Source organism: Erwinia sp. E602, from assembly GCF_018141005.1.
Classification (GTDB): domain Bacteria; phylum Pseudomonadota; class Gammaproteobacteria; order Enterobacterales; family Enterobacteriaceae; genus Erwinia.
Window position 1 is genome coordinate 147,184 of sequence record NZ_CP046582.1, and the last position, 21,291, is coordinate 168,474.

23 protein-coding genes are annotated in these 21,291 nt (G+C 62.9%); 15 read left to right on the top strand and 8 right to left on the bottom strand.

Annotated features, from left to right (window positions below):
- The first annotated feature begins 43 nt into the window (after positions 1–43).
- The gene (locus GKQ23_RS02025; RefSeq protein WP_212409637.1) at positions 44–1,516 is read left to right on the top strand and encodes a UbiD family decarboxylase; all 1,473 of its coding nucleotides are present in this window, start codon (positions 44–46) and stop codon (positions 1,514–1,516) included.
- Here GKQ23_RS02025 and GKQ23_RS02030 read toward each other — a convergent pair.
- Positions 1,513–1,812, bottom strand: coding sequence for a type II toxin-antitoxin system RelE/ParE family toxin (locus GKQ23_RS02030; protein WP_212409638.1), 300 nt, complete (start codon positions 1,810–1,812; stop codon positions 1,513–1,515). The two genes, GKQ23_RS02025 and GKQ23_RS02030, sit on opposite strands and share 4 nt — an antisense overlap.
- On the bottom strand, positions 1,809–2,093 hold the full coding sequence (locus GKQ23_RS02035; RefSeq protein WP_056240646.1) for a hypothetical protein: 285 nt from the start codon (positions 2,091–2,093) through the stop codon (positions 1,809–1,811). The genes GKQ23_RS02030 and GKQ23_RS02035 overlap by 4 nt, the downstream gene beginning before the upstream one ends.
- A 189-nt stretch (positions 2,094–2,282) precedes the next feature.
- Between GKQ23_RS02035 and kdpF the strand changes: the two genes are divergently transcribed.
- The 7 genes from kdpF to GKQ23_RS02070 all read left to right on the top strand — a co-directional run bounded on the left by kdpF (position 2,283) and on the right by GKQ23_RS02070 (position 10,429).
- Positions 2,283–2,372, top strand: a complete 90-nt coding sequence (kdpF, locus tag GKQ23_RS02040) for a K(+)-transporting ATPase subunit F (RefSeq protein WP_082502391.1) — start codon at positions 2,283–2,285, stop codon at positions 2,370–2,372.
- Positions 2,372–4,057, top strand: a complete 1,686-nt coding sequence (kdpA, locus tag GKQ23_RS02045) for a potassium-transporting ATPase subunit KdpA (RefSeq protein ID WP_212409639.1) — start codon at positions 2,372–2,374, stop codon at positions 4,055–4,057. The genes kdpF and kdpA overlap by 1 nt, the downstream gene beginning before the upstream one ends.
- A 14-nt stretch (positions 4,058–4,071) precedes the next feature.
- Complete coding sequence (gene kdpB, locus GKQ23_RS02050; RefSeq protein WP_056240639.1) at positions 4,072–6,120, top strand: potassium-transporting ATPase subunit KdpB; 2,049 nt, start codon at positions 4,072–4,074, stop codon at positions 6,118–6,120.
- A gap of 11 nt (positions 6,121–6,131) precedes the next feature.
- On the top strand, positions 6,132–6,704 hold the full coding sequence (gene kdpC, locus GKQ23_RS02055; RefSeq protein WP_212409640.1) for a potassium-transporting ATPase subunit KdpC: 573 nt from the start codon (positions 6,132–6,134) through the stop codon (positions 6,702–6,704).
- A 201-nt stretch (positions 6,705–6,905) separates the two neighbouring features.
- Entirely contained in the window at positions 6,906–9,581 is a 2,676-nt protein-coding gene (kdpD, locus tag GKQ23_RS02060) for a two-component system sensor histidine kinase KdpD (RefSeq protein ID WP_212409641.1), read from the top strand.
- A gap of 97 nt (positions 9,582–9,678) precedes the next feature.
- Complete coding sequence (locus tag GKQ23_RS02065) at positions 9,679–10,239, top strand: hypothetical protein (protein WP_212409642.1); 561 nt, start codon at positions 9,679–9,681, stop codon at positions 10,237–10,239.
- A complete protein-coding gene (locus GKQ23_RS02070) occupies positions 10,214–10,429 on the top strand; it encodes a hypothetical protein (RefSeq protein ID WP_056240624.1) in 216 nt (71 codons plus the stop codon). Before GKQ23_RS02065 ends, GKQ23_RS02070 begins: the two co-directional genes overlap by 26 nt.
- Before the next feature lie 28 nt (positions 10,430–10,457).
- Here GKQ23_RS02070 and GKQ23_RS02075 read toward each other — a convergent pair whose 3' ends face one another.
- The 4 genes from GKQ23_RS02075 to GKQ23_RS02090 all read right to left on the bottom strand — a co-directional run bounded on the left by GKQ23_RS02075 (position 10,458) and on the right by GKQ23_RS02090 (position 13,726).
- Complete coding sequence (locus GKQ23_RS02075; RefSeq protein WP_212409643.1) at positions 10,458–11,078, bottom strand: alpha/beta hydrolase; 621 nt, start codon at positions 11,076–11,078, stop codon at positions 10,458–10,460.
- Positions 11,079–11,287: 209 nt separating this feature from the next.
- Complete coding sequence (locus GKQ23_RS02080) at positions 11,288–12,253, bottom strand: glutathione S-transferase family protein (protein ID WP_212409644.1); 966 nt, start codon at positions 12,251–12,253, stop codon at positions 11,288–11,290.
- Positions 12,254–12,262: 9 nt separating this feature from the next.
- A complete protein-coding gene (locus GKQ23_RS02085; protein WP_212409645.1) occupies positions 12,263–12,679 on the bottom strand; it encodes a DoxX family protein in 417 nt (138 codons plus the stop codon).
- 138 nt (positions 12,680–12,817) lie between these two features.
- Complete coding sequence (locus GKQ23_RS02090) at positions 12,818–13,726, bottom strand: LysR family transcriptional regulator (protein WP_101506291.1); 909 nt, start codon at positions 13,724–13,726, stop codon at positions 12,818–12,820.
- A gap of 176 nt (positions 13,727–13,902) precedes the next feature.
- Between GKQ23_RS02090 and GKQ23_RS02095 the strand changes: the two genes are divergently transcribed.
- Positions 13,903–15,735: an ABC transporter ATP-binding protein gene (locus GKQ23_RS02095; protein WP_212409646.1), complete on the top strand. Its 1,833-nt coding sequence runs from the start codon at positions 13,903–13,905 to the stop codon at positions 15,733–15,735.
- A 159-nt stretch (positions 15,736–15,894) separates the two neighbouring features.
- Here GKQ23_RS02095 and GKQ23_RS02100 read toward each other — a convergent pair whose 3' ends face one another.
- Entirely contained in the window at positions 15,895–17,022 is a 1,128-nt protein-coding gene (locus GKQ23_RS02100; protein WP_212409647.1) for a GNAT family N-acetyltransferase, read from the bottom strand.
- Between the two features lie 192 nt (positions 17,023–17,214).
- Here GKQ23_RS02100 and GKQ23_RS02105 point away from each other — a divergent pair, with 192 nt between their 5' ends.
- Entirely contained in the window at positions 17,215–18,114 is a 900-nt protein-coding gene (locus GKQ23_RS02105; protein WP_056240610.1) for a siderophore-interacting protein, read from the top strand.
- Here GKQ23_RS02105 and GKQ23_RS02110 read toward each other — a convergent pair.
- The gene (locus GKQ23_RS02110) at positions 18,077–19,027 is read right to left on the bottom strand and encodes a LysR family transcriptional regulator (RefSeq protein WP_072166447.1); all 951 of its coding nucleotides are present in this window, start codon (positions 19,025–19,027) and stop codon (positions 18,077–18,079) included. The two genes, GKQ23_RS02105 and GKQ23_RS02110, sit on opposite strands and share 38 nt — an antisense overlap.
- Positions 19,028–19,229: 202 nt before the next feature.
- On the opposite strand from GKQ23_RS02110, the gene GKQ23_RS02115 reads away from it, so the two are divergent.
- The 5 genes from GKQ23_RS02115 (at position 19,230) to GKQ23_RS02135 (ending at position 21,086) form a co-directional block, all read left to right on the top strand.
- Entirely contained in the window at positions 19,230–19,562 is a 333-nt protein-coding gene (locus GKQ23_RS02115) for a helix-turn-helix domain-containing protein (protein WP_056240607.1), read from the top strand.
- A gap of 14 nt (positions 19,563–19,576) precedes the next feature.
- Entirely contained in the window at positions 19,577–19,807 is a 231-nt protein-coding gene (locus tag GKQ23_RS02120; RefSeq protein WP_212409648.1) for a hypothetical protein, read from the top strand.
- A gap of 92 nt (positions 19,808–19,899) precedes the next feature.
- On the top strand, positions 19,900–20,166 hold the full coding sequence (locus tag GKQ23_RS02125) for a type II toxin-antitoxin system ParD family antitoxin (RefSeq protein WP_212409649.1): 267 nt from the start codon (positions 19,900–19,902) through the stop codon (positions 20,164–20,166).
- Positions 20,144–20,449: a type II toxin-antitoxin system RelE/ParE family toxin gene (locus GKQ23_RS02130; protein ID WP_212409650.1), complete on the top strand. Its 306-nt coding sequence runs from the start codon at positions 20,144–20,146 to the stop codon at positions 20,447–20,449. Before GKQ23_RS02125 ends, GKQ23_RS02130 begins: the two co-directional genes overlap by 23 nt.
- A gap of 130 nt (positions 20,450–20,579) precedes the next feature.
- On the top strand, positions 20,580–21,086 hold the full coding sequence (locus GKQ23_RS02135) for a TIGR00645 family protein (RefSeq protein ID WP_056240600.1): 507 nt from the start codon (positions 20,580–20,582) through the stop codon (positions 21,084–21,086).
- Positions 21,087–21,291: the final 205 nt, after the last annotated feature.

A 21,291-nucleotide genomic window follows, 5' to 3' on the forward strand; every position in this document is an offset into this window, starting at 1 on the left:
GGGAGCGCAGGATACTGGCCGCTTCTTCACTGAGGAGGTCAGGATGAACGATACCGTTTATGATTTGCGTTCCGCGCTGGCGCTGCTGCATGCCAAGCCTGGCGAGCTGGTAGTCACGGATACGGAGGTGGATCCCCACGCCGAACTCTCCGGCGTTTATCGCTACGTCGGCGCGGGGGGGACCACCATGCGGCCGACGCGCATTGGCCCGGCGATGCTGTTTAACCGCATTAAAGGCTTTCCTGATTTCCGCGTGGTCACCGGGGTGCTGGCCGCACGCCGTCGCGTTGGGCTGCTGTTAGGGTGCGATCCGACGCGGCTCGGCCATCTGCTGAAAGACGCCGTGCAACACCCCGTGCCGCCGGTGATGTGTAACGGCGACGAGTTTCTCTGCCAGCAGCAGGTGCATCTGGCGAGTGACCCGGCCTTTGACCTGCGCACGCTGCTGCCTGCGCCCACCAACACGGAAGAGGACGCCGGCCCGTTCTTTACCATGGGGCTGTGCTACGCCAGCGATCCGCACACCGGCGAGTCGGATATCACCATCCACCGGCTGTGCGTGCAGGGGCGCGATGAGCTGTCGATGTACTTTGCCCCCGGCCGTCACCTGGACGTCTTTCGCCAGAAGGCGGAAGCCGCCGGGCAGGCGCTGCCGCTGACCATCAGCATCGGCGTCGATCCGGCGATTTATATCGGTGCCTGTTTTGAACCGCCGACCACGCCGCAGGGCTTTGACGAACTGAGCGTGGCCGGGGCGCTGCGCGGTCGCCCGGTGGAGCTGGCGCAGGCGCTGACCGTGAACGCCCGCGCCATCGCCCACGCCGAGGTGGTAATCGAAGGAGAGCTGCTGCCCGACCGGCGGGTGCAGGAGGATCGGCATACGCAAACCGGGCGGGCGATGCCGGAGTTCCCCGGCTACATCGGCATCGCCAACCCGGCGCTGCCGGTGATTAAGGTAAAGGCGGTCACCCACCGCCGCAATCCGATCCTGCAGCACACCATCGGCTGCAGCGAGGAGCACGTCAGCATGGCCGGTATCCCCACTGAAGCGAGCATTCTGGCGCTGGTGGAGCGTGCGATGCCCGGCAAACTGCTTAACGTTTATGCCCACTCTGCCGGCGGCGGTAAGCTGCTGGCGGTGCTGCAGTTTAAAAAATCCGGCCCGCAGGATGAAGGGCGTCAGCGGCAGGCGGCGCTGCTGGCTTTTGCCGCCTTCCCGGAGCTGAAGCAGGCGATCGTGGTGGATGAAGACGTGGACATTTTTGACAGCAACGACGTGCTGTGGGCCATGCAGACCCGCTATCAGGGCGACGTGGATACGCTGTTTATCCCCGGCGTGCGCTGCCATCCGCTTGACCCGTCCCAGTCGCCGGATTACAACCCGGCGCTGCGCGGCAGCGGTATCTCGTGTAAAACGATTTTTGACTGCACCGTTCCCTGGGCGCTGAAGGCGAAGTTCCGCCGCTGTCAGTTTCGGGAGGTGGAGGTGAAGCGCTTTCTGCCGGATTTCCGCTAGCGATAAAAATCGGCCACCCTGCGCGAGGTGTGCAGTACGCGCAGCACTGCGATCTGCTGCGCTTCAATCGCATAAACCATGATGAAGGGAAAATGAGCGACCGTTAACCGGCGTCGTTTTTCACCTGCTGCGGTGGCGACGCCCATCAACGGGTTTTCTGCCAGAAAACGGCTCATGGAGATGAATTTATCATCGGTCTGCTGAGCAATCTGAAACCCGGCTTCACGGTTAAGGTAGCGAAAGATCCCTTCCCGGTCAGCCAGCGCCGACGTTGCCCAGCGGACGGTGAAATTCACAGCTCCCCCTTTGCTGCCAGCGTCTTCAACCGATCCATATGGTTATTAGCCTCTTCATCACTGACAAACTGCGTCTCGCCACCATCGTAACGCTCAAAGGCCTCAGCGATCTGCGCTTCCAGCCAGCGCTCATGGCTTTCGGCCTGATATGCCTGCTCTTCGGCAGCCAGCTGTTCCGCGCGCTGGCGCATCAGCTCAGTCAGGCTGATATTCAGCCGTTCTGCAGCCTGCATAGCCAGGCGTTTGGTGGCTTCATCAATCCGGAAATGGATAGTCGGCATCGGGGCGATCCTTTGTGGTGTCATTTGTGTTGTCATTATGTCTCCTTTTTCCGCCACCGGCAGCGTAAATTTCAATCGTTCTCTCAGCGTTTTTATACTTTTTTTACGCCCCGCACCTGCATTTTTACATCAACTTTGCACGCCGCTCGCAACAATAGCTGCAACGTAAAACGCCTGTGGAGGTGTGTTGTGAGCGCTGCTGTAATTACCGGCATGGTGCTGGTGTCTGGGCTGTTGGCGTACCTGGTGTACGCACTGATCAATGCGGAGGCATTCTGATGGCCGCTTCTGCCTCTTTACTGCTGGCCAGCTATCTGGTCCTGCTGCTGCTGCTGGCCCGCCCGTTAGGGAAAGGGCTGGCACGGCTGATTGACGACCGGCCGCTGGCCGGTCTGGCGGGCGTTGAGCGCATGCTGTGGCGGGTCAGCGGCGTGGGCCCTGACGGTATGCACTGGACCCGCTATCTGCTGGCGATCCTGCTGTTTAACGCCGGCGGGCTGCTGCTGCTGTTTCTGCTGCTGATGAACCAGGCCAGCCTGCCGCTGAATCCGCAGCAGCTGCCGGACCTCCGCTGGGACCTGGCGCTGAACACCGCGGTCAGCTTTGTCACCAACACCAACTGGCAGGCCTACGCCGGGGAAAGCACCCTGAGCTACTTCAGCCAGATGGTCGGCTTAACCGTGCAGAACTTCCTCTCCGCCGCCACCGGCATCGCCGTCGCCTTTGCGCTGATCCGCGGTTTTACCCGGCGCGCGCTGGCCGATCTCGGCAACGCCTGGCGCGATATCACCCGCATCACCCTCTGTGTGCTGCTGCCGCTGTCGCTGATTATGGCGCTGCTGCTGGTCAGCCAGGGGGTGATTCAGAACCTGCACGGCTATGTCGACCTGACCACCCTGGAAGGGGCGAAGCAGACGCTGCCGATGGGGCCGGTGGCCTCGCAGGAGGCGATCAAAATGCTCGGCACCAACGGCGGCGGCTTCTTTAACGCCAACTCGGCGCACCCGTTCGAGAACCCGACGATCGTCAGCAACCTGATCGAGATGCTGGCGATCCTGCTGATCCCGGCCGCGCTCTGCTTCGCCTTCGGCGACGCGGTGGGCGACCGTCGTCAGGGCCATATGCTGCTGTGGGCGATGTCGCTGATGTTTATCGCGGCGGTAGCGCTGGTGATGTGGGCCGAACTGAACGGCAACCCGCACCTGCTCAGCCTCGGCGCGGACAGCGCCAGCAATATGGAGGGCAAAGAGGCGCGCTTTGGCATCCTTAACTCCAGCCTGTTTGCGGTGATCACCACCGCTGCCTCCTGCGGCGCGGTCAACGCCATGCATGACTCCTTTACCGCGCTGGGCGGCATGGTGCCGCTGTGGCTGATGCAGATCGGTGAGGTAGTGTTTGGCGGCGTCGGGGCCGGGCTGTACGGCATGCTGCTGTTCGTGCTGCTGGCGGTGTTTATCGCCGGGCTGATGATCGGCCGCACCCCGGAGTTTCTCGGCAAAAAAATCACCGTCTGGGAGATGAAGATGACCGCGCTGGCGATCCTCGTCACCCCGTGCCTGGTGCTGCTCGGCACCGCGCTGGCGATGATGACCGACGCCGGGCGCAGCGCGATGCTCAACCCGGGGCCGCACGGCTTCTCCGAAGTGCTGTACGCCGTCTCCTCGGCGGCTAACAACAACGGCAGCGCCTTCGGTGGCCTCAGCGCCAGTACGCCGTTCTGGAACCTGCTGCTGGCGTTCTGCATGCTGGCTGGCCGCTTCGGCATCATTATTCCGGTGCTGGCGATTGCCGGATCGCTGGCGCTGAAAAAAGTCCAGCCCGCCGGCTCCGGCACGCTGCCGACCCACGGCGCGCTGTTTGTCGCGCTGCTGATCGGCACCGTGCTGCTGGTCGGTGCGCTGACCTTTATCCCGGCGCTGGCCTTAGGGCCGGTGGCGGAACATCTGCAGATGCTCAGTCGTTAAGGGCGGAGAAAACCATGAGTCGTAATCAACAGGCGCTGTTTGATGCTGCGCTGCTGCGCGTCGCCCTGCTGGACGCGCTGAAAAAGCTCGACCCGCGCACCCAGCTGCGCAACCCGGTGATGTTTGTCGTCTGGCTGGGCAGCGTGCTGACCAGCCTGCTGGCGGCGGCGATGGCCGCCGGCAAAACGCCGGGCGATACCGCCTTCACCGCCGCTATCGCGCTGTGGCTGTGGTTTACCGTGCTGTTTGCCAACTTCGCCGAAGCGCTGGCGGAAGGGCGCAGCAAGGCGCAGGCCAACAGCCTGAAGGGCGTCACCAGGACCAGCATGGCGAAAAAACTGGCCGCGGCGAAGTACGGTGCCGCGCACCAGCCGGTGGCAGCGGACACCCTGCGCAAGGGCGACTGGGTGCTGGTGGAAGCCGGCGACATGATCCCCTGCGATGGTGAGGTGCTGGAGGGGGGCGCTTCGGTGGATGAGAGCGCGATCACCGGCGAATCCGCGCCGGTGATCCGCGAGTCCGGCGGCGACTTCTCCTCGGTGACCGGCGGCACGCGCATCCTCTCCGACTGGCTGGTGGTGCAGTGCAGCGTCAACCCCGGTGAAACCTTCCTTGACCGGATGATTGCCATGGTGGAAGGGGCAACCCGGCGTAAAACGCCGAACGAAATCGCGCTGACCATTCTGCTGGTGGCGCTGACCATCGTGTTCCTGCTGGCGACCGCCACCCTGTGGCCGTTTACCGCCTGGGGCGGCAACGCGGTCAGCGTGACCGTGCTGGTGGCGCTGCTGGTGTGCCTGATCCCCACCACCATCGGCGGCCTGCTGTCGGCGATCGGCGTAGCGGGCATGAGCCGCATGCTGGCGGCCAACGTGATTGCCACCAGCGGCCGCGCGGTGGAGGCGGCGGGGGACGTGGACGTGCTGCTGCTGGATAAAACCGGCACCATCACCCTCGGCAACCGCCAGGCGTCGCAGTTTCTGCCCGCGCCGGGCGTGACCGAAGAGCAGCTGGCCGACGCGGCGCAGCTGGCCTCGCTGGCCGATGAAACCCCGGAAGGGCGCAGCATCGTGGTGCTGGCCAAGCAGAAATTTAACCTGCGCGAACGCGACCTGCTGAGCCTCAACGCCACCTTTATCCCGTTCTCGGCGCAGACGCGGATGAGCGGGGTGAACGTCGGCGAGCGGGCGATCCGTAAAGGGGCGGTCGATGCGGTAAAACGCTATATCGACAGCAACGGCGGCGACTTCCCGGCGGCGGTGAACGGGCTGGTGGAGCAGGTGGCGCGCGGCGGCGGTACGCCGCTGGTGGTCTGTGACGGCGCGCGGGTGATGGGCGTGGTGGCGTTAAAGGATATCGTTAAGGGCGGCATTAAGGAGCGCTTTGCCGAACTGCGCCGCATGGGCATTAAAACGGTGATGGTCACCGGCGATAACCCGCTGACCGCTGCTGCCATTGCCGCCGAAGCCGGCGTCGACGACTTCCTGTCGGAAGCGACGCCGGAAGCCAAGCTGGCGCTGATCCGCCAGTATCAGGCGGAGGGGCGGCTGGTGGCGATGACCGGCGACGGCACCAACGACGCCCCGGCGCTGGCGCAGGCCGACGTGGCGGTGGCGATGAACTCCGGCACCCAGGCGGCGAAAGAGGCGGGCAATATGGTTGACCTTGACTCCAACCCGACCAAGCTGCTGGAGGTGGTGCATATCGGCAAGCAGATGCTGATGACCCGTGGATCGCTGACCACCTTCAGCATCGCCAACGACGTGGCGAAGTACTTCGCCATTATCCCGGCGGCGTTTGCGGTCACTTATCCGCAGCTGAACAGCCTGAACGTGATGCGGCTGCACTCGCCGGACTCGGCGATCCTGTCGGCGGTGATCTTCAACGCGCTGGTGATCGTGTTTCTGATCCCGCTGGCGCTGAAGGGGGTGAGCTATCGTCCGCTGAGCGCCGCCGCGCTGCTGCGCCGCAACCTGTGGCTGTACGGCGTCGGTGGCCTGCTGGTGCCGTTTATCGGCATCAAATTGATTGACCTGCTGCTGACCGTCAGCGGCCTGGTGTAAGAGGAACCCTTATGAGTCAGTTACGTCCTGCCCTGATTTTACTGCTGCTGCTGACGCTGGTCACCGGCGTGTTCTATCCTCTGTTAACCACCGCGCTGGCGCAGTGGCTGCTGCCGCTGCCCGCCAACGGCTCGCTGATTGAGGTGGCCGGGGAGACGCGCGGCTCGGCGCCGATCGGCCAGAACTTTGTCCGCGCCGACTATTTCCACGGCCGCCCGTCGGCGGCAGGTGACGCACCGTACAATGCGCTGGCCTCCTCCGGCAGCAACCTGGCGGCCAGCAACCCGGCGCTGGACCAGGCGATCGCCGGGCGGGTACAGGCGCTGCGGGCGCAGAACCCGCAGGCAGAAGGCGCGATCCCGGTGGATCTGCTGACCGCCTCCGGCAGCGGGCTGGATCCGCAGATTTCGCCGGCGGCGGCCCGCTGGCAGGCTCCACGGGTGGCGGCTGCCCGCCAGCTGCCGCTGGAGCAGGTGCAGCAGCTGATTGATGCACATACCGTGACGCCGCGCCCGGCCTTTATCGGCGACCCGGTGGTCAACGTGCTTGAGTTAAATCTGGCGCTGGATAAGCTGACGCACTGACGCACTGACGCACTGACGCACTGACGCACTGACGCACTGATGCGCAGGCTCAACCAGGCTAACCGTGCAGGAAGGGGTGAGCAGGCGGATCATGGTCGGCTCAGTGGCGCACTCTGCGCAATCCAGCCGGTGCGGAACGGTATGTTCAGTGCGCTGCCAGCATAGGAAGATCACCCTTTGACAGGGGCTAACAGGATGACGATGAACGATGACATTCAGCGCCCCGACCCGGACACGCTGCTGCGCCAGACGGCGGAGAGCCGGCGCGGCAAGCTGAAAATTTACTTCGGTGCCTGCGCCGGAGTGGGGAAAACCTGGGCGATGCTGCAGGAGGCACGGCGGCTGCGGGCGCAGGGGCTGGAGGTGCTGGTCGGCGTGGTGGAAACCCACGACCGCCCGGAGACCGCCGCGCTGCTGGCCGGGCTGACCCTGCTGCCGCGCCGCGCGACCGCACATCAGCGGCACGCGGAGTTCGATCTGGACGCGGCGCTGGCGCGCCATCCGGCGGTGATCCTGATCGATGAACTGGCGCACAGCAATGCCCCCGGCTCGCGCCATCCTAAACGCTGGCAGGACATCGACGAGCTGCTCGACGCCGGCATTGACGTGATGACCACCGTCAACGTGCAGCACCTGGAGAGCCTGAATGACGTGGTCGGCGGCGTCACCGGCATCCGCGTGCGTGAAACGGTGCCGGACCCGTTTTTTGACGCCGCCGATGAGATCGTGCTGGTGGATCTGCCGCCGGACGACCTGCGCCAGCGGCTGAAGGAGGGCAAGGTCTATATCGGTACCGGGGCGGAACGGGCGATCGAGAACTTCTTCCGCAAGGGCAACCTGATCGCGTTGCGCGAACTGGCGCTCAGGCGCACCGCCGACCAGGTGGACGACCAGATGCGCGCCTGGCGCGACGGCCAGGGGCCGGAGAAGGTCTGGCACACCCGCGACGCGATCCTGCTGTGTATTGGCGACGACAGCGGTAGCGAGAAGCTGGTACGTACCGCCGCCCGGCTGGCGGCGCGCCTCGACAGCGTCTGGCACGCCGTGTATGTCGAAACCCCGCGCCTGTGGCGATTGCCGGAGGTGAAACGTCGCGGCATTCTGCGCACCCTGCAGCTGGCACAGGAGCTGGGCGCGGAAACCGCCACCCTCTCCGACCCCAGCGAAGCACATGCGGTGCTGCGCTACGCCCGCGAACATAACCTCGGAAAAATTATCACCGGCCGCCGCCCCTCGCGCCGCCCGTGGCGCGAGCGCTTTGCCGACCGGCTGGTCGCGCTGGCCCCCGAACTGGATATTCTGATTGTCGCCCTTGATCAACCCGCGACGGACGCGGCGCGGCCGCCGATCGCGGGCGTTCCCGCTGTGGAATCGCGCTGGCCTGGCCGGCTACGCGGCTACGCGGCGGCGGCGCTGCTGTGCGCGGGCGTGACGCTGGCCGGGCTGTGGCTGCTGCCGGGGGTGGATTCCGCCAACCTGGTGATGGTCTATCTGCTGGCGGTGGTGATCGTCGCGCTGCGCTGGGGACGCTGGCCGTCGGTGCTGGCCACGCTGCTGAATATCGTCGCCTTTGACCTGGTATTTGTGATGCCCACCGGCACTATGGCGGTCTCCGACGTGCAGTATCTGGTGACCTTTGCGGTGATGCTGGCGGTGGGGGTAATCGTCGGCAACCTGACCGCCGGGGTGCGTTACCAGGCGCGGGTGGCGCGCTACCGCGAGCGGCGGGCACACCATCTGTATGAGCTGGCGAAAGGCTTAAGCCGGGCGCGCAGCGCGCGCGATATCGCGGCTATCGTCCAGCGCAGCGTGGAGAATACCCTGCAGGCGCGTGGCGAGCTGTGGCTGCCGGACGCGCAGGGCGAGCTGCAGGCGGTGGGGGAGCCACGGCTCAGCGCCCAGCCGGAGCGCGCCATCACGCGCTGGAGTTTTGACAAAGGCCAGCCCGCCGGGGCGGGAACCGACACCCTGCCCGCCGTGCCCTGGCAAATGCTGCCGCTGAAAAGCGCCACGGAAACCCTTGGCCTGCTGATTCTGGAGCCGGTCAACCTGCAACAGCTGATGATCCCCGAGCAGCAGCGGCTGGTGGAGACCTTTACCGTGCTGGCCGCCAACGCGCTGGACCGCATCGCCCTCGGCCAGCGCGAGGCGGCCTCGCGGCTGGCAGCGGAGCGCGAACAGCTGCGCAACGCGCTGCTGGCGGCGCTGTCGCACGATCTGCGCACCCCGCTGACCGTGCTGTTCGGCCAGGCGGAGATCCTGACGCTGGATCTGGCCAGCGAAGGTTCGCCGTACGCGCCGCAGGCCAGCGCGCTGCGCGCCCAGGCGCTGAACACCGTGCGGCTGGTGAATAACCTGCTGGATATGGCGCGGCTGCAGTCCGGCGGCATCCTGCTGCAGCGCGAATGGATGGCGCTGGACGAGCTGATCGGCAGCGCCCTCCGCCAGCTGGCTCCGGCACCGGGCAGCGCCGACATCCTCCTCGATCTGCCGCCAGAGATGCTGCTGATTGAGGTGGACGGCCCGCTGATGGAGCGGGTGCTGGTCAACCTGCTGGAAAACGCGCTGAAGTATGCCGGAACAGGGGCGACGATCGGTATTCGCGCCACGCAGCCCGTGCCGCAGCAGCTGCAGCTGGAGGTGTGGGACAGCGGGCCGGGCATTGCCGACGGCCAGCAGCGGATGATTTTTGAAAAGTTCTCACGCGGGGATAAAGAGTCAGCGGTGCCGGGGGTCGGCCTGGGCTTAGCGATCTGCCAGGCGATCGTCACCCTGCACGACGGCGAGATCCGCGCGGAGAACCGGCCAGAGGGCGGGGCGCGGTTTCTCATTACTCTGCCGCTGAGCGAGCCGCCGGCGATTGCGGATTATGCGTAGCAGTACGCAGGATGGAAATTTCGGCCTGAAACGGGATTGTCACCGGCGGGAGGAGTGAGTAAATAGTGATACGCAATCCACGGAGCAGGAGCTTATTGTGCATCACTGGGAATGGCATGATTTTACCGACCGTACTGAGTCTGAGGTGGTTGATGAGTTCGATCCTCATGCATCAGTAAGCAGCACCGCAACCGGCGAATACATCTCTCGTGATTTCTGGGTTGGCAGTTCCGGGGAGGGATTTCGCTATACCCTCGGTCTGCTGCGTATTACCGGTCAGTCGCTGCTGGACGGGATAACGGGTGGCCCGATTCTTTATCATGGAAGAAAGCTGGTCGTTCCCGGGAGCGGCGGGTGGGTTGTGAGTTTTAACCTGTCAGGAGCGGGCCAGGAATTCAGGCGCGTTCAGCTGACGCAGCGTGCCAGAAAAGACCTGTTCGCGGCGATTTCCTGCGCAGTTTATGACCATTACAACGTGACCAAGGCAGGACTATACTGCTGGTATGCTGCGCGCCCTGAATTGGTCAAACTTTATGACAGAGCGCTGGGTTGCAGGAAACAGCCAGAAAGCAGACAAAAATTTATTCCGGGAATAGTCACGCTGAACCAGACAGGCCAGGTAAGGAGAGGATATGCCATTATCACCAGATACTACTGACACGATAGATATGGAAGCGTTTTGTGCCTGGCTGGATCGCCGGCTGAAACACGCAGCCGAAGTCACGGCAAAAGAAAAACTCGCGTCAGGTGAATATGTGATGTTTAAAGGCAGACCGGTACCGGCCTCTCTGCTTGCCGAAGAAGCTGCAATAAAGAGAGCCCGGCAGAGAAGAAAGGCTGCGGGATAAACTTACAGAAGTTGCCAGCTGCAGTGAGCTAAACCCGTTCTGCGCCCATCTCCAGTACTTCGGCAATATACTCCCCGGCCCGTCTCGCGCCCTGCGCCGAAATGGTATGCCCGACCCCCGGCTCAAACTGGCTGCTGACCTGCACGCCCAGCGCGCTCAGCTTATCAACCGCCGCTTCACTTTCCGCCTGCGGGATCACCCCGTCCGCGCTGCCGTGGATCAGCAGCACCGGCGTTGTTAACGGCGGCGTATGCGGCAGCGGTGAGGAGAGCCGTCCGGAGAAGGCAACGATACCACCGACCGGCCAGCGGCCGCTGACCAGCGCGTCGAGCGCCATAATCGATCCCTGTGAGAAGCCGACCAGCACCACGCGATCCAGACGATCCTGCATCTGATGCTGTTCAAGGATCGCCGCGATCGTCGGGTCAAACGCCTCGCGGGCGGCGGCGACCCGCGCCGGACGGTTTTCCGGCGTGACCCCCGCCAGGCTGAACCACTGCCAGCCCGCGCCGTGCTCAAAATGGTGGGGCGCATCGGGGCTGGCGAAGCGCAGCCCCGGCAGCGTCTGCGCCCAGTGCGCGCCAAGCCCGGCGAGGTCGTCGCCGCTGCTGCCCACGCCGTGCAGCAAAATCACTAACCCGTCTGTCATTATTCTGTTCCTTAAGTCATAAATCGTCAGCCAGTCAGCCAGTCAGCCAGTCAGCCAGTCAGCCAGTCAGCCAGTCAGCCCGGCACGGCACGGCACGGCCGAAAGAGGCCAGCAGTGGGGCGCGGCTGTTAAAGAAACACCTTTATCACCAGCCGGTCACTGGCTCCCGACACCCTTGCTACCGTCATAAACTGACGTCTTAAGCCACGTTAATCCTGAAAGCCGTAAGCGCGCATATCCGGTCCCACCGGCACGATGCCGTTGGGGTTCAGCGCTTTGATCGAGTAGTAGCCCGCCTTGATATGGGCGATGCTCACCGTCTCGCGCACGCCGGGCAGTTCCAGCATCCGCAGCAGATAGCCGTTCAGCGCCGGGAAGTCGCGCAGCTGGCGCTGGTTGCACTTAAACAGACCGTGGTAGGCGGCGTCAAAGCGAATCAGCGTGACAAACAGGCGGATATCGGCTTCTGTTAGCGCGTTGCCGAACAGCCACGGGCCGCCGTCGGTCAGCCGTGTTTCCAGCTCATCAAGCATAGCGAACACGTCATGATATGCCTCGCGGTAGCTTTCAGGCGTGGTGGCAAAACCGGCGCGGTATACGCCGTTATTCAGCCGTGGGTAGACCTGCGCGTTCAGCGCGTCAATCTGCCCGCGCAGCGCGGCCGGGTAGAGATCGAGGCTGTTATCAGCCAGGGTACCGAAGCCGCTGTTGAGCATACGCACGATATCCGCTGACTCGTTGCTGACGATGGTGCCGGTTTTTTTATCCCACAGCACCGGCACGGTGGCGCGGCCGGTAAAGCCGCCGTCGGCGCGGGTATAGAGCTGGTGCAGATACTCCGCGCCATTCAGCGTATCGCGATCGGCACCGGGGAAGTCGCCGAAATGCCAGCCTTCGTCGGTCAGTTGCGGCTCCACCACCGAGACGCTAATCAGCTGCTCCAGCCCCTTCAGCTTACGGGCGATCAGCGTGCGCGAAGCCCACGGGCAGATCAGCGCGACATACAGGTGATAACGATCCGCTTCGGCGATAAAACCGCCGTCTCCGGTCGGGCCTGGTGCGCCGTCCGGCGTTACCCAGTGGCGGAAGCTGGAGATCTGGCGGACAAAGCCGCCCTGTTCATCGGTGGCCTGCACCGGGTGCCATTCGGCGGTCCACTTACCGTTAACCAGCATAGGGGCTCCTTACAGGCGTTTTGCGGCGGGCAGCGAGGCTTTCAGCGCGTATTTACCGTCGCCGATCAGCGCCAGCACCAGCAGGCTGATGGCCCAGAAGACCGGATACTCCCAGCCGCCGTTCGGGTTGGTGAACCAGAAACCGGCCGCGCCGTGAACGGTAGCAACCGCACCCACCAGCACCGGGATCAGCAGCAGGGCGGCGATGCGCGGGCGGTAGCCGACGATCAGCGCCACGGCACCCAGCACTTCCCAGGCGATAGTGACGTAGGCCAGGCCGCCGGGCAGGCCGATCGAGGCGAAGAATTTGGCGGTGCCCGCCGGAGTGAAGACAAAAAATTTCAGGCCAGCGTGCGCCAGGAACAGGATGCCAAGGGAGAGACGCAGGATCAGCGCGGCCCAGGGAGCGGTACGGGTATCAGTCATGTGATGTCGCCTGTGCAGAGGAAGTCGGAAGTTGATAAGGCAGACTGTACACGGATGCCACAGGGTTTATTATCCGCCCGGAATGGCAAACATTCCTTCCGAAATGGAAGTAATCAATCTGTGCGATCCTGGCCTCGGTTACCAGCCCCGATCCCACTCCGGCTGCCCGGCAAAATGGCTGACCAGAAAGTCGATCAGCGCCCGCACTTTGTGGGCGAGGTGGCGTGCCGGCGGGTAGACGGCATACAGACCGAGCGGAGGCACTTCATGCGCTGCCAGCACGGTACGGATCGTGCCGCTGCGCAGCGCCGGGGCAGCGATAAAGGTGGGTAGCAGGGCGATGCCCAGCCCGCTTTTCGCCGCTGTCAGGCTGGCTTCGGCGCTGGAAAAGTGCAGGCGACCCCGTACCGGCTGGCTGATCGGTTCGCCGCCGACGCTGAATGTCCAGTTGTTCGGATCGCGAAAGTTGGTGTCGATAATGCAGTGGTGATCGGCCAGCTGCTGGCAGCTGAGCGGCGTGCCGTACTGGCGCAGATAGTCGTCGCTGGCGGCGGTGACCACACGGATATCACTGAGGCGGCGGGCAATCAGGCTACTGTCGCTGAGTTTGCCAATGCGGATCGCGACATCGAAGCCTTCATCCACGATATTGACCAGCCGGTCGGAGAAACTGACATCCAGTGCGATCTCCGGGAACTCGCGGGCAAAGGCGATCAGCGCAGGGGCCAGCGGACCGCTGCCGAACGAGACCGGCGCGCTGATCTTCAGCCGTCCCGACGGGCGGCCCGCCGCCAGCCGCACCGAGGCATCGAGCGCGTCCCACTCGTCGAGCAGATTTTTCACCTGTTCAAAATAGGCCTGGCCAACCTCGGTGGCCGCCAGCGCCCGGGTGCTGCGCTTCAGCAGCTGCACCCCCAGCTCGCGCTCCAGTTTAGAGACCAGCTTCGAGGCCTGGCCGCTGCTGGTGCCCAGCCGGGCGGCGGCGGCGGCAAAGCTGCCCAGCTCCAGCACCGCCACAAACATGCGATCGCACTCCAGTCGTTCCACCCCTTGCCCCCGTGCCGCGTTAATGTCCGGCTATTAAAGCAGTTCCTGGCGGCAGGCGGCAGCAAAACCTGACACCCGCGGCAGCACTTTTCATCAACAACCGCACCAGGTGACGGCTGTCTTAAAGCGCGATCGACTAAGATGGAGGTTTCCCGCCGGATAAGTGAGCCTGCCTTATGCTGTTCAGCCGTATTGAAAGGATGATCGATGTGTTTCGCCCCGCCCCGGACGCCACGCCGCCGGACGGCGTCTGGCGTTTTTATCTCTACTATCTGCGCCAGGTGTGGCCGGGCTTTGCCGTGCTGCTGGTGATCGGCCTGATCGCCTCGCTGATTGAGGTGGCGCTGTTTCGCTACCTGAGCCGGATTATCGACCTGGTAAACGCCGGCGGCGCGGCCAGTTTCTTTCGCGATCACAGCGGTGAGCTGCTGTGGATGGCGGCGGTGGCAATGCTGCTGCGGCCGCTGTTTATCGGCCTGCACGACCTGCTGGTGCACCAGACCATTAACCCCGGCATGACCAATATGATCCGCTGGCAGAACCACAGCTACGTGCTGCGGCAGAGCGTCAGCTTTTTCCAGAACGACTTTGCCGGGCGCATCGCCCAGCGCATTATGCAGACCGGCAGCGCGCTGCGCGACTCGGCGGTGCAGGCGGTGGACGCGCTGTGGCACGTGCTGATCTACGCGGTGACCACGCTGGTGCTGTTTGCCGAGGCCGACTGGCGGCTGGCGATGCCGCTGGTGGTGTGGATCGCCGGCTACGTGCTGTGCCTGCGCTACTTTGTGCCGCGCATCAAGGCGCGCTCGGTGGCCTCGTCGGACTCCCGTTCGCGGCTGATGGGCAACGTGGTCGATGGCTACACCAATATCACCACCCTCAAGCTGTTCGCCCACGGCGACCTGGAAAGCCGTTACGCCCGCGAGGCGATCGGCGACCTGACCGAAAAAACCCGTCATCAGGGGCGCATGGTGACCGGTATGGACGTGGTAGTGACCACGCTGAACGGCCTGCTGATGGTCAGCACCACCGGGCTGGCGCTGTGGCTGTGGAGCCAGTCGCTGATCAGCGTCGGTGCCATTGCGCTGGCCACCGGGCTGGTTATTCGCATCGTCAATATGTCCGGCTGGATCATGTGGGTGGTTAACGGCATCTTTGAAAATATCGGCATGGTGCAGGACGGGCTGAAGACCATCGCGCAGCCGGTCAGCGTGCAGGATACGCCGCAGTCCGCTGCGCTGCGCGTGCCGCGCGGTGAAATTCACTTCGACGCCATCCGCTTTAACTACGGCGGCGAGCGCCGGGTGATCGACGGCCTGCAGCTGACCATCCGCCCCGGTGAGAAGATCGGCCTGATTGGCCCGTCCGGCGCCGGTAAATCGACGCTGGTCAACCTGCTGCTAAGGCTGTATGACCTCAACGGCGGGCGTATTCTGATCGACGGCCAGGACATTGCCGGCGTCAGCCAGCAGAGCCTGCGCGCGCAGATTGGTATGATCACCCAGGACACCTCGCTGCTGCACCGCTCCATTCGCGATAACCTGCTCTACGGCCGCCCGGACGCCAGCGAAGCCGAACTGACGCGCGCTATTCATCAGGCGAAGGCCGACGAGTTTATCCCGCTGCTGGCCGATCCGCAGGGGCGCAGCGGGCTGGATGCCCACGTCGGCGAACGCGGCGTCAAGCTCTCCGGCGGCCAGCGCCAGCGCATCGCTATCGCCCGCGTGCTGCTGAAGGATGCGCCGATCCTGATTATGGATGAGGCCACCTCGGCGCTGGATTCGGAAGTGGAGGCGGCGATACAGGAGAGCCTGGAGACGCTGATGGGCGATAAAACGGTGATCGCCATCGCCCACCGGCTGTCGACCATTGCGCGGATGGACCGGCTGGTGGTGCTGGAACAGGGGCGCATCGTCGAGATCGGCAGCCACGCGGAACTGCTGGCGCAGGGCGGGCTGTATGCGCGGCTGTGGCAGCACCAGACGGGTGGGTTTGTTGGCGAACAGTAAGCCACCGCCAGCGGGATTAAGGGCGCGCCTGTAAGGCGCCCCGGACAGGGCGTTAATGGCGGTCCGCTGCCGTTATCCGGCGGCAGCGGGCTGAGGCCTGGGTTTCCCGCCTGCGGCACCGGTGGCTGCCTGCCGTACACAGGGGCCGGCAGCAGGTCGCTAATCGTGGGTCTGTCGGTAAGGCAGCGCTTCCCGCGCCTCTTCTGCCCAGGCGCGCACGCCGTCACGCTCCTGCTGCAGAAAGTCCGCCACCGCATCCTGCAGGCCGGGGTGGCGCAGCAGGTGCCAGGAGTCGGTAAGCACCGGCTCAAAGCCGCGGATCAGCTTGTGTTCGCCCTGGGCTCCGGCGTCAAAGCGCTGCAGCCCGTGGGCCATCGCGTACTCCATTCCCTGATAGAAACAGGTTTCAAAGTGCAGGTGGTTAAACTCCGCCAGGCAGCCCCAGTAGCGGCCGTAGAAGGTCTGGCCGTCGACCAGGCTGAAGGCCATCGCCACCGGCTGCCCGTCGTGGCTGGCCATCACCACGCGGATCGCGGCGGGCATCCGCTCCGCCAGCAGGCTGAAGAAGGTGCGGGTCAGATAGGGCTGGCGGCCGCGCACCCGGTAGGTGCTGGCGTAGCAGGCGTAAACGAAGTCCCACTGCGCCTCATTCAGCTCATGGCCCTGATACCAGTCAAAGCTGAAGCCCTGTTTTGCCACCCCTTCACGCTCCTTGCGCAGCTGCTTGCGCTTGCGCGAGGTCAGCGTATCAAGAAAGTCCTGAAAGTCGCGGTAGCCGCGGTTGTGCCAGTGATACTGACAGCCGAGGCGCGGCAGCCAGCGCGGGTCTGCTGCCAGCTCTGCGGCCAGCCGGGCATCGCTGAAGTTGATATGGCCGCTGTACAGCTGCTGCTGTGCCAGAAAACCGGGCAGCGCCTGTAACAGCCGCCCGCCCGCCGCCGCATCCCCTACCAGCCGCGCGCCGCTCACCGGGCTGAGCGGCACCGCAGACAGCCATTTCGGGTAATAGGGGATGCCCGCCCGCTGGCAGGCGTCGGCCCACGCGTGATCGAAGACGTACTCGCCCATCGAGTGGCTTTTCACATAGCCGGGCAGCGCCGCCAGCGGGCGACCCTCCTCGATCCACAGCAGATGCTGCGGCTGCCAGCCGGTGGCGGCGCTGACCGAGCCGCTCTCTTCCAGGCTGGATAAAAAGGCGTGGCGCATAAAGGGCTGATCGTCGGGCAGCAGGGCGTCCCACTGACTGGCCGGGAGATCGGCCAGCTGCGTCAGAAGGGTTAGCGACATCGGTGAACTCCGGGTTGGCGGCAGCAGAGCCCCTACGTTGACCGCTTTTGTCGCCGCGATCAATGCTTCTGTGTATTTCTGGTGGCTCGCACTGAATCATTACTCATTCTCATTATCATTTGTGTTTGCTATTCTTGCTGCCCTTACCTGCGCGGTGCTTCGCGCGACGTTTTCCGGTCTCAGAGGTGATGTATGGCAGCAGTACAGGCGTATCGCTTATTTAACGTGGTTCTGGCGCGTAAACGGGAACTCTCTCCGTCGATGCTCTGCTGTACGTTCAGCGGTGAAGAGTTACGGCAGATAAAAATCGACGCGCCGGACCAGCGTATTAAGCTGCTGCTGCCGTCGCTGAGCGGCAAACCCTCCCGGCTGATTAACGAAGAGGTGCACTGGTGGGAGCGGGTCTGCGCCATGCCGACGGAAGATCGCCCGATCCTGCGCACCTACACCCTGCGCAACGTTAACGCCGAAGCCGGTGAGATCGACGTGGAGTTCGTGATGCACGGCACCGAAGGCCCGGCCTCTGCCTGGGCGCTGGGCGCACAACCGGGCGACAGCTTGCAAATCGCCGCGCCAAACCGCGCCCACGAGGCCGACAGCGGCGGCTATGAGTGGGCACCGCACCCGCAGGTGCAGCAGGCGCTGGTGGTGGCGGATGAAACCGCCTTACCGGCCGCCAAAGCGATTATCGAACAGCTGGCAGGCTGGCCGCAGCCGCCGCAGGTGCAGCTGTTTGTTGAGATGCCGGCGCGCGGTGACTGGCTGGATCTCAGCGAGTACCCGTTCGTTGAAGCCCACTGGCTGGCACGCGAGCACGGCGAGCTGCGCTACGGTGAAGCGCTGCTGGCGGCGGTGAAAGAGCACGTCAGGCTGCCGGAGCAGGCGCAGGTGTGCCAGGACGTGCGTGAAGAGGGCGAAGGCGAACTGCTGTGGGATCGCGCCGCCAGCGATAACCGCCTCTTCCACGGCTGGGTGGCCGCCGAATCCAGCGCGGTGAAGCATCTGCGCCGCTACCTGATCGGTGAGCGCGGGCTGGCGCAGGAGACCATCAGCTTTATGGCCTACTGGAGCCAGGGGCCGCGCCGTAAGTAACGTTGCTGCGATCCATAATCAGCGGGCAGGCGGTCTTTAACGTATTGTAGAACCAGCTTTTGGCGGTGATGTCACCAATTTCGGTATGGCCGTACAGGCACACTTCCAGGTTCGGAACCTGGAACGGCAGCTCGACGATCCGGCCGTTGCCGCGTGCGGCGTAGATCGCCGCCGCGCTGGAGGGCAGCGTCGCCAGCAGATGGCTGGCGGCGATCAGCTCGCCCAGCGCCGCAAAGTGCGGCACCTCCAGCGCGATATTCCGTTCCACGCCATACTCCCTGATCCGCTCTTCCACCAACTGATGGCCGCTGATGGCCGACACCAGAATATGCTGCTCGGCCAGATACTGCTCCAGCGTCATCTCGCCGCCGATGCGCGGATGGCGGCAGTTCAGCAGGCAGACGTAGCGCTCATCCATAATCCGGTCACGCTGTGCCAGGGTAATGTTCTCGTTGCGGCTGCACAGCGCCGCGTCGACCTTGCCGGTCAGCAGCCACTCGTTCAGCTTCTGCATCTCAATCGGTATCACCTCCAGCCGCACGTTTGGTGCCACCTCACGCAGGTGTTTCACCAGCCGCGGCAGCAGCAGCAGCTCGCCGAGGTCGGAGAGGGCGAGGCGGAATTTGTGAGAGGATGTTTCCGGAGAGAAGCTGCGGGTTTCGGCCACCGCCTTTTCAATGCCGCTCAGCGCCCCCTTAAAGACCCGGTAAAGCTGGCTGGCGGTGGAGGTGGGCAGCATGCCTTTACGGCTGCGCTTAAACAGCTCATTTCCGGTCTCAGCCCGCAGCCGTGCCAGCGCGTAGCTGGCCGAGGGCTGGGTGATAAACAGGCGGTCGGCGGCGGCGCTGACGCTTTGCGTTTCGTAAATGGCGATAAACACCCGCACCAGGTTCAGATCCATATTGGCAGACATATAGCCCCTGTCTATTGTTACAGATTTATTTTATCTATTTGAACTATTTTAAGTGCGGGCATACCATGCCTTCCATAAATTTTTGATATGTTCTGCAATTTTTTTCATATCCCAATAAATTCAATAAAATCATAACAATAATCATCCTTTCTTTTAGGTTTGGAGTGGGGCGGCCAACGCCCGTCATCGCGGAGAGTCAACAATGAAGAATGAAATCGTGGACGTGATCGTCGACTGGATCGATCAGCATTTAGAGGAAGGTCTGAACATTGAGGCGGTGGCGGCGAAGTCCGGCTACTCGAAATGGCACCTGCAGCGCGCGTTTAAAGAGCAGCGCGGTATTACCCTGGCGACCTTTATTCGCAGCCGCCGCCTTGAGCAGGCCGCGCAGTGCCTGATCGATTCGACCAAAAGTATTATGACCATCTCGATGGATCTCGGTTTCTCATCCCAGCAGTGCTTCCAGCGGGTGTTTAAAAAGCATTTCAATATCACCCCGCGCGACTACCGTATTCAGCACCGTCAGTATCACTGAGGCCGGAGGCCGTTATGCCGCATATCGTAAAACGTGCAGTGCTGCTCGCCGCGTTGTCCGGCACCCTTGCGGCAACAGGCGTGCAGGCCGCGGCGAGCCCTGGACACAGAGCCAGCCAGGCGACCACCGCTGATGGCCGCAGCAGCCCCTGGGGCTATGAGCAGCAGCGGTATAAGGCAATGCGACCGGTGAATCACGTGCAGCTACCGGAGCAGGAACCGCAGGTGAAAGGGATTGGAGAATAAGGGTAATTTTGTGCGCAATTTAAGCGCAGAAGTGGATGCCCGGCAGTGGATGTCGTAACCTTGTAAGAAATGTTCTTACAGAGAGTGTTTCTATGCCCAGAACCATGACGGTTGATTTAGGTGAAGAGTTGCGTGGTTACGTTGAATCTCTGGTCGAGTCAGGAGATTACCGAACGCAAAGTGAAGTCATTCGCGAATCGCTACGTTTGCTTAAAGAGCAACAGGCTCATTCTAAGTTACAACAGCTAAGAACACTGATTGACGAGGGACTGGCCAGCGGAGCGCCACAGGAATGGGATCGTGACGCATTCATCAGAGAAGTGAAAGGAAAACTCAATGTCTCAGGGAAGGAGGATTAACATTACGCCGGGTGCCCGCGCCGATCTCGAAGATATCTATATTTATGGGTTCCTGAAATTCGGTGAGAAGACCGCCGATGCCTATATTGATCGATTTTATACCGCTTTTGACATGCTGAAATATCATGAGGTCGGCCTGCACCGGGATGAGATCAAAGCCGGACTCTGTCCTCTTCCCGTTGCAAGCCACGCAATATGGTTTTTCCCCGGCGCTGAGCAGGTGCTCATTGCCAGGGTGTTACACCAGGCACGCGATTTCCAGGATTCACAATTGTGGTTGTAACACTCAGCTCTCCTGTTACTTACAACCTGCGTAAAATCCCATGAATTCTGCTCTGACACCCCGCACCTTCTGCAAAAGTTCATCGGCGATCGGTTATAATGCGCGCCTGTTTAACTGTGAACTGGATGCTATGGAACGTTTCGTCGAAAATCTCATTTACTCCTCGCGCTGGCTGCTGGCGCCGATCTACCTTGGGTTGTCGATCGGGCTGCTGGCGCTGGCCATTAAGTTTTTCCAGGAGGTTTTCCATCTGCTGCCGAACGTGTTGAGCATTGCGGAAAACGATCTGGTGCTGGTGCTGCTTTCGATGATCGATCTGACGCTGGTCGGCGGGCTGCTGGTGATGGTGATGCTTTCCGGCTACGAGAACTTCGTCTCCAAGCTGGATATCGCCGAGCATAAGGAGAAGCTCAGCTGGCTGGGCAAAATGGACTCCGGCTCGCTGAAAAACAAGGTGGCCGCCTCGATCGTCGCCATCTCGTCGATTCACCTGCTGCGGGTGTTTATGGACGCGCGCAATATCCCGGATAACAAGCTGTTATGGTACGTGATTATTCACCTGACCTTTGTGCTGTCGGCGTTTGTGATGGGCTGGCTGGACAGCCTGTCGAAGAAAGATAAAACGCCGCTCAACTAAGGCGACAGCAGACAAAACGGGGAGCTGATTTCAGCTCCCCGTTTGCATTTTCCGCCAGAAAGCCGCGCGCCGGGCCGGACTTAACCGCAGAAGGTGCCGGCGCTCAGATCATACCTTTTCAGTCTGTTATACCGCCCGACGCGGGCATCACCGACACCAGGCCGCCGCCGCTGACCGTCACACCCGGACCGAATCCCCCTGCCCG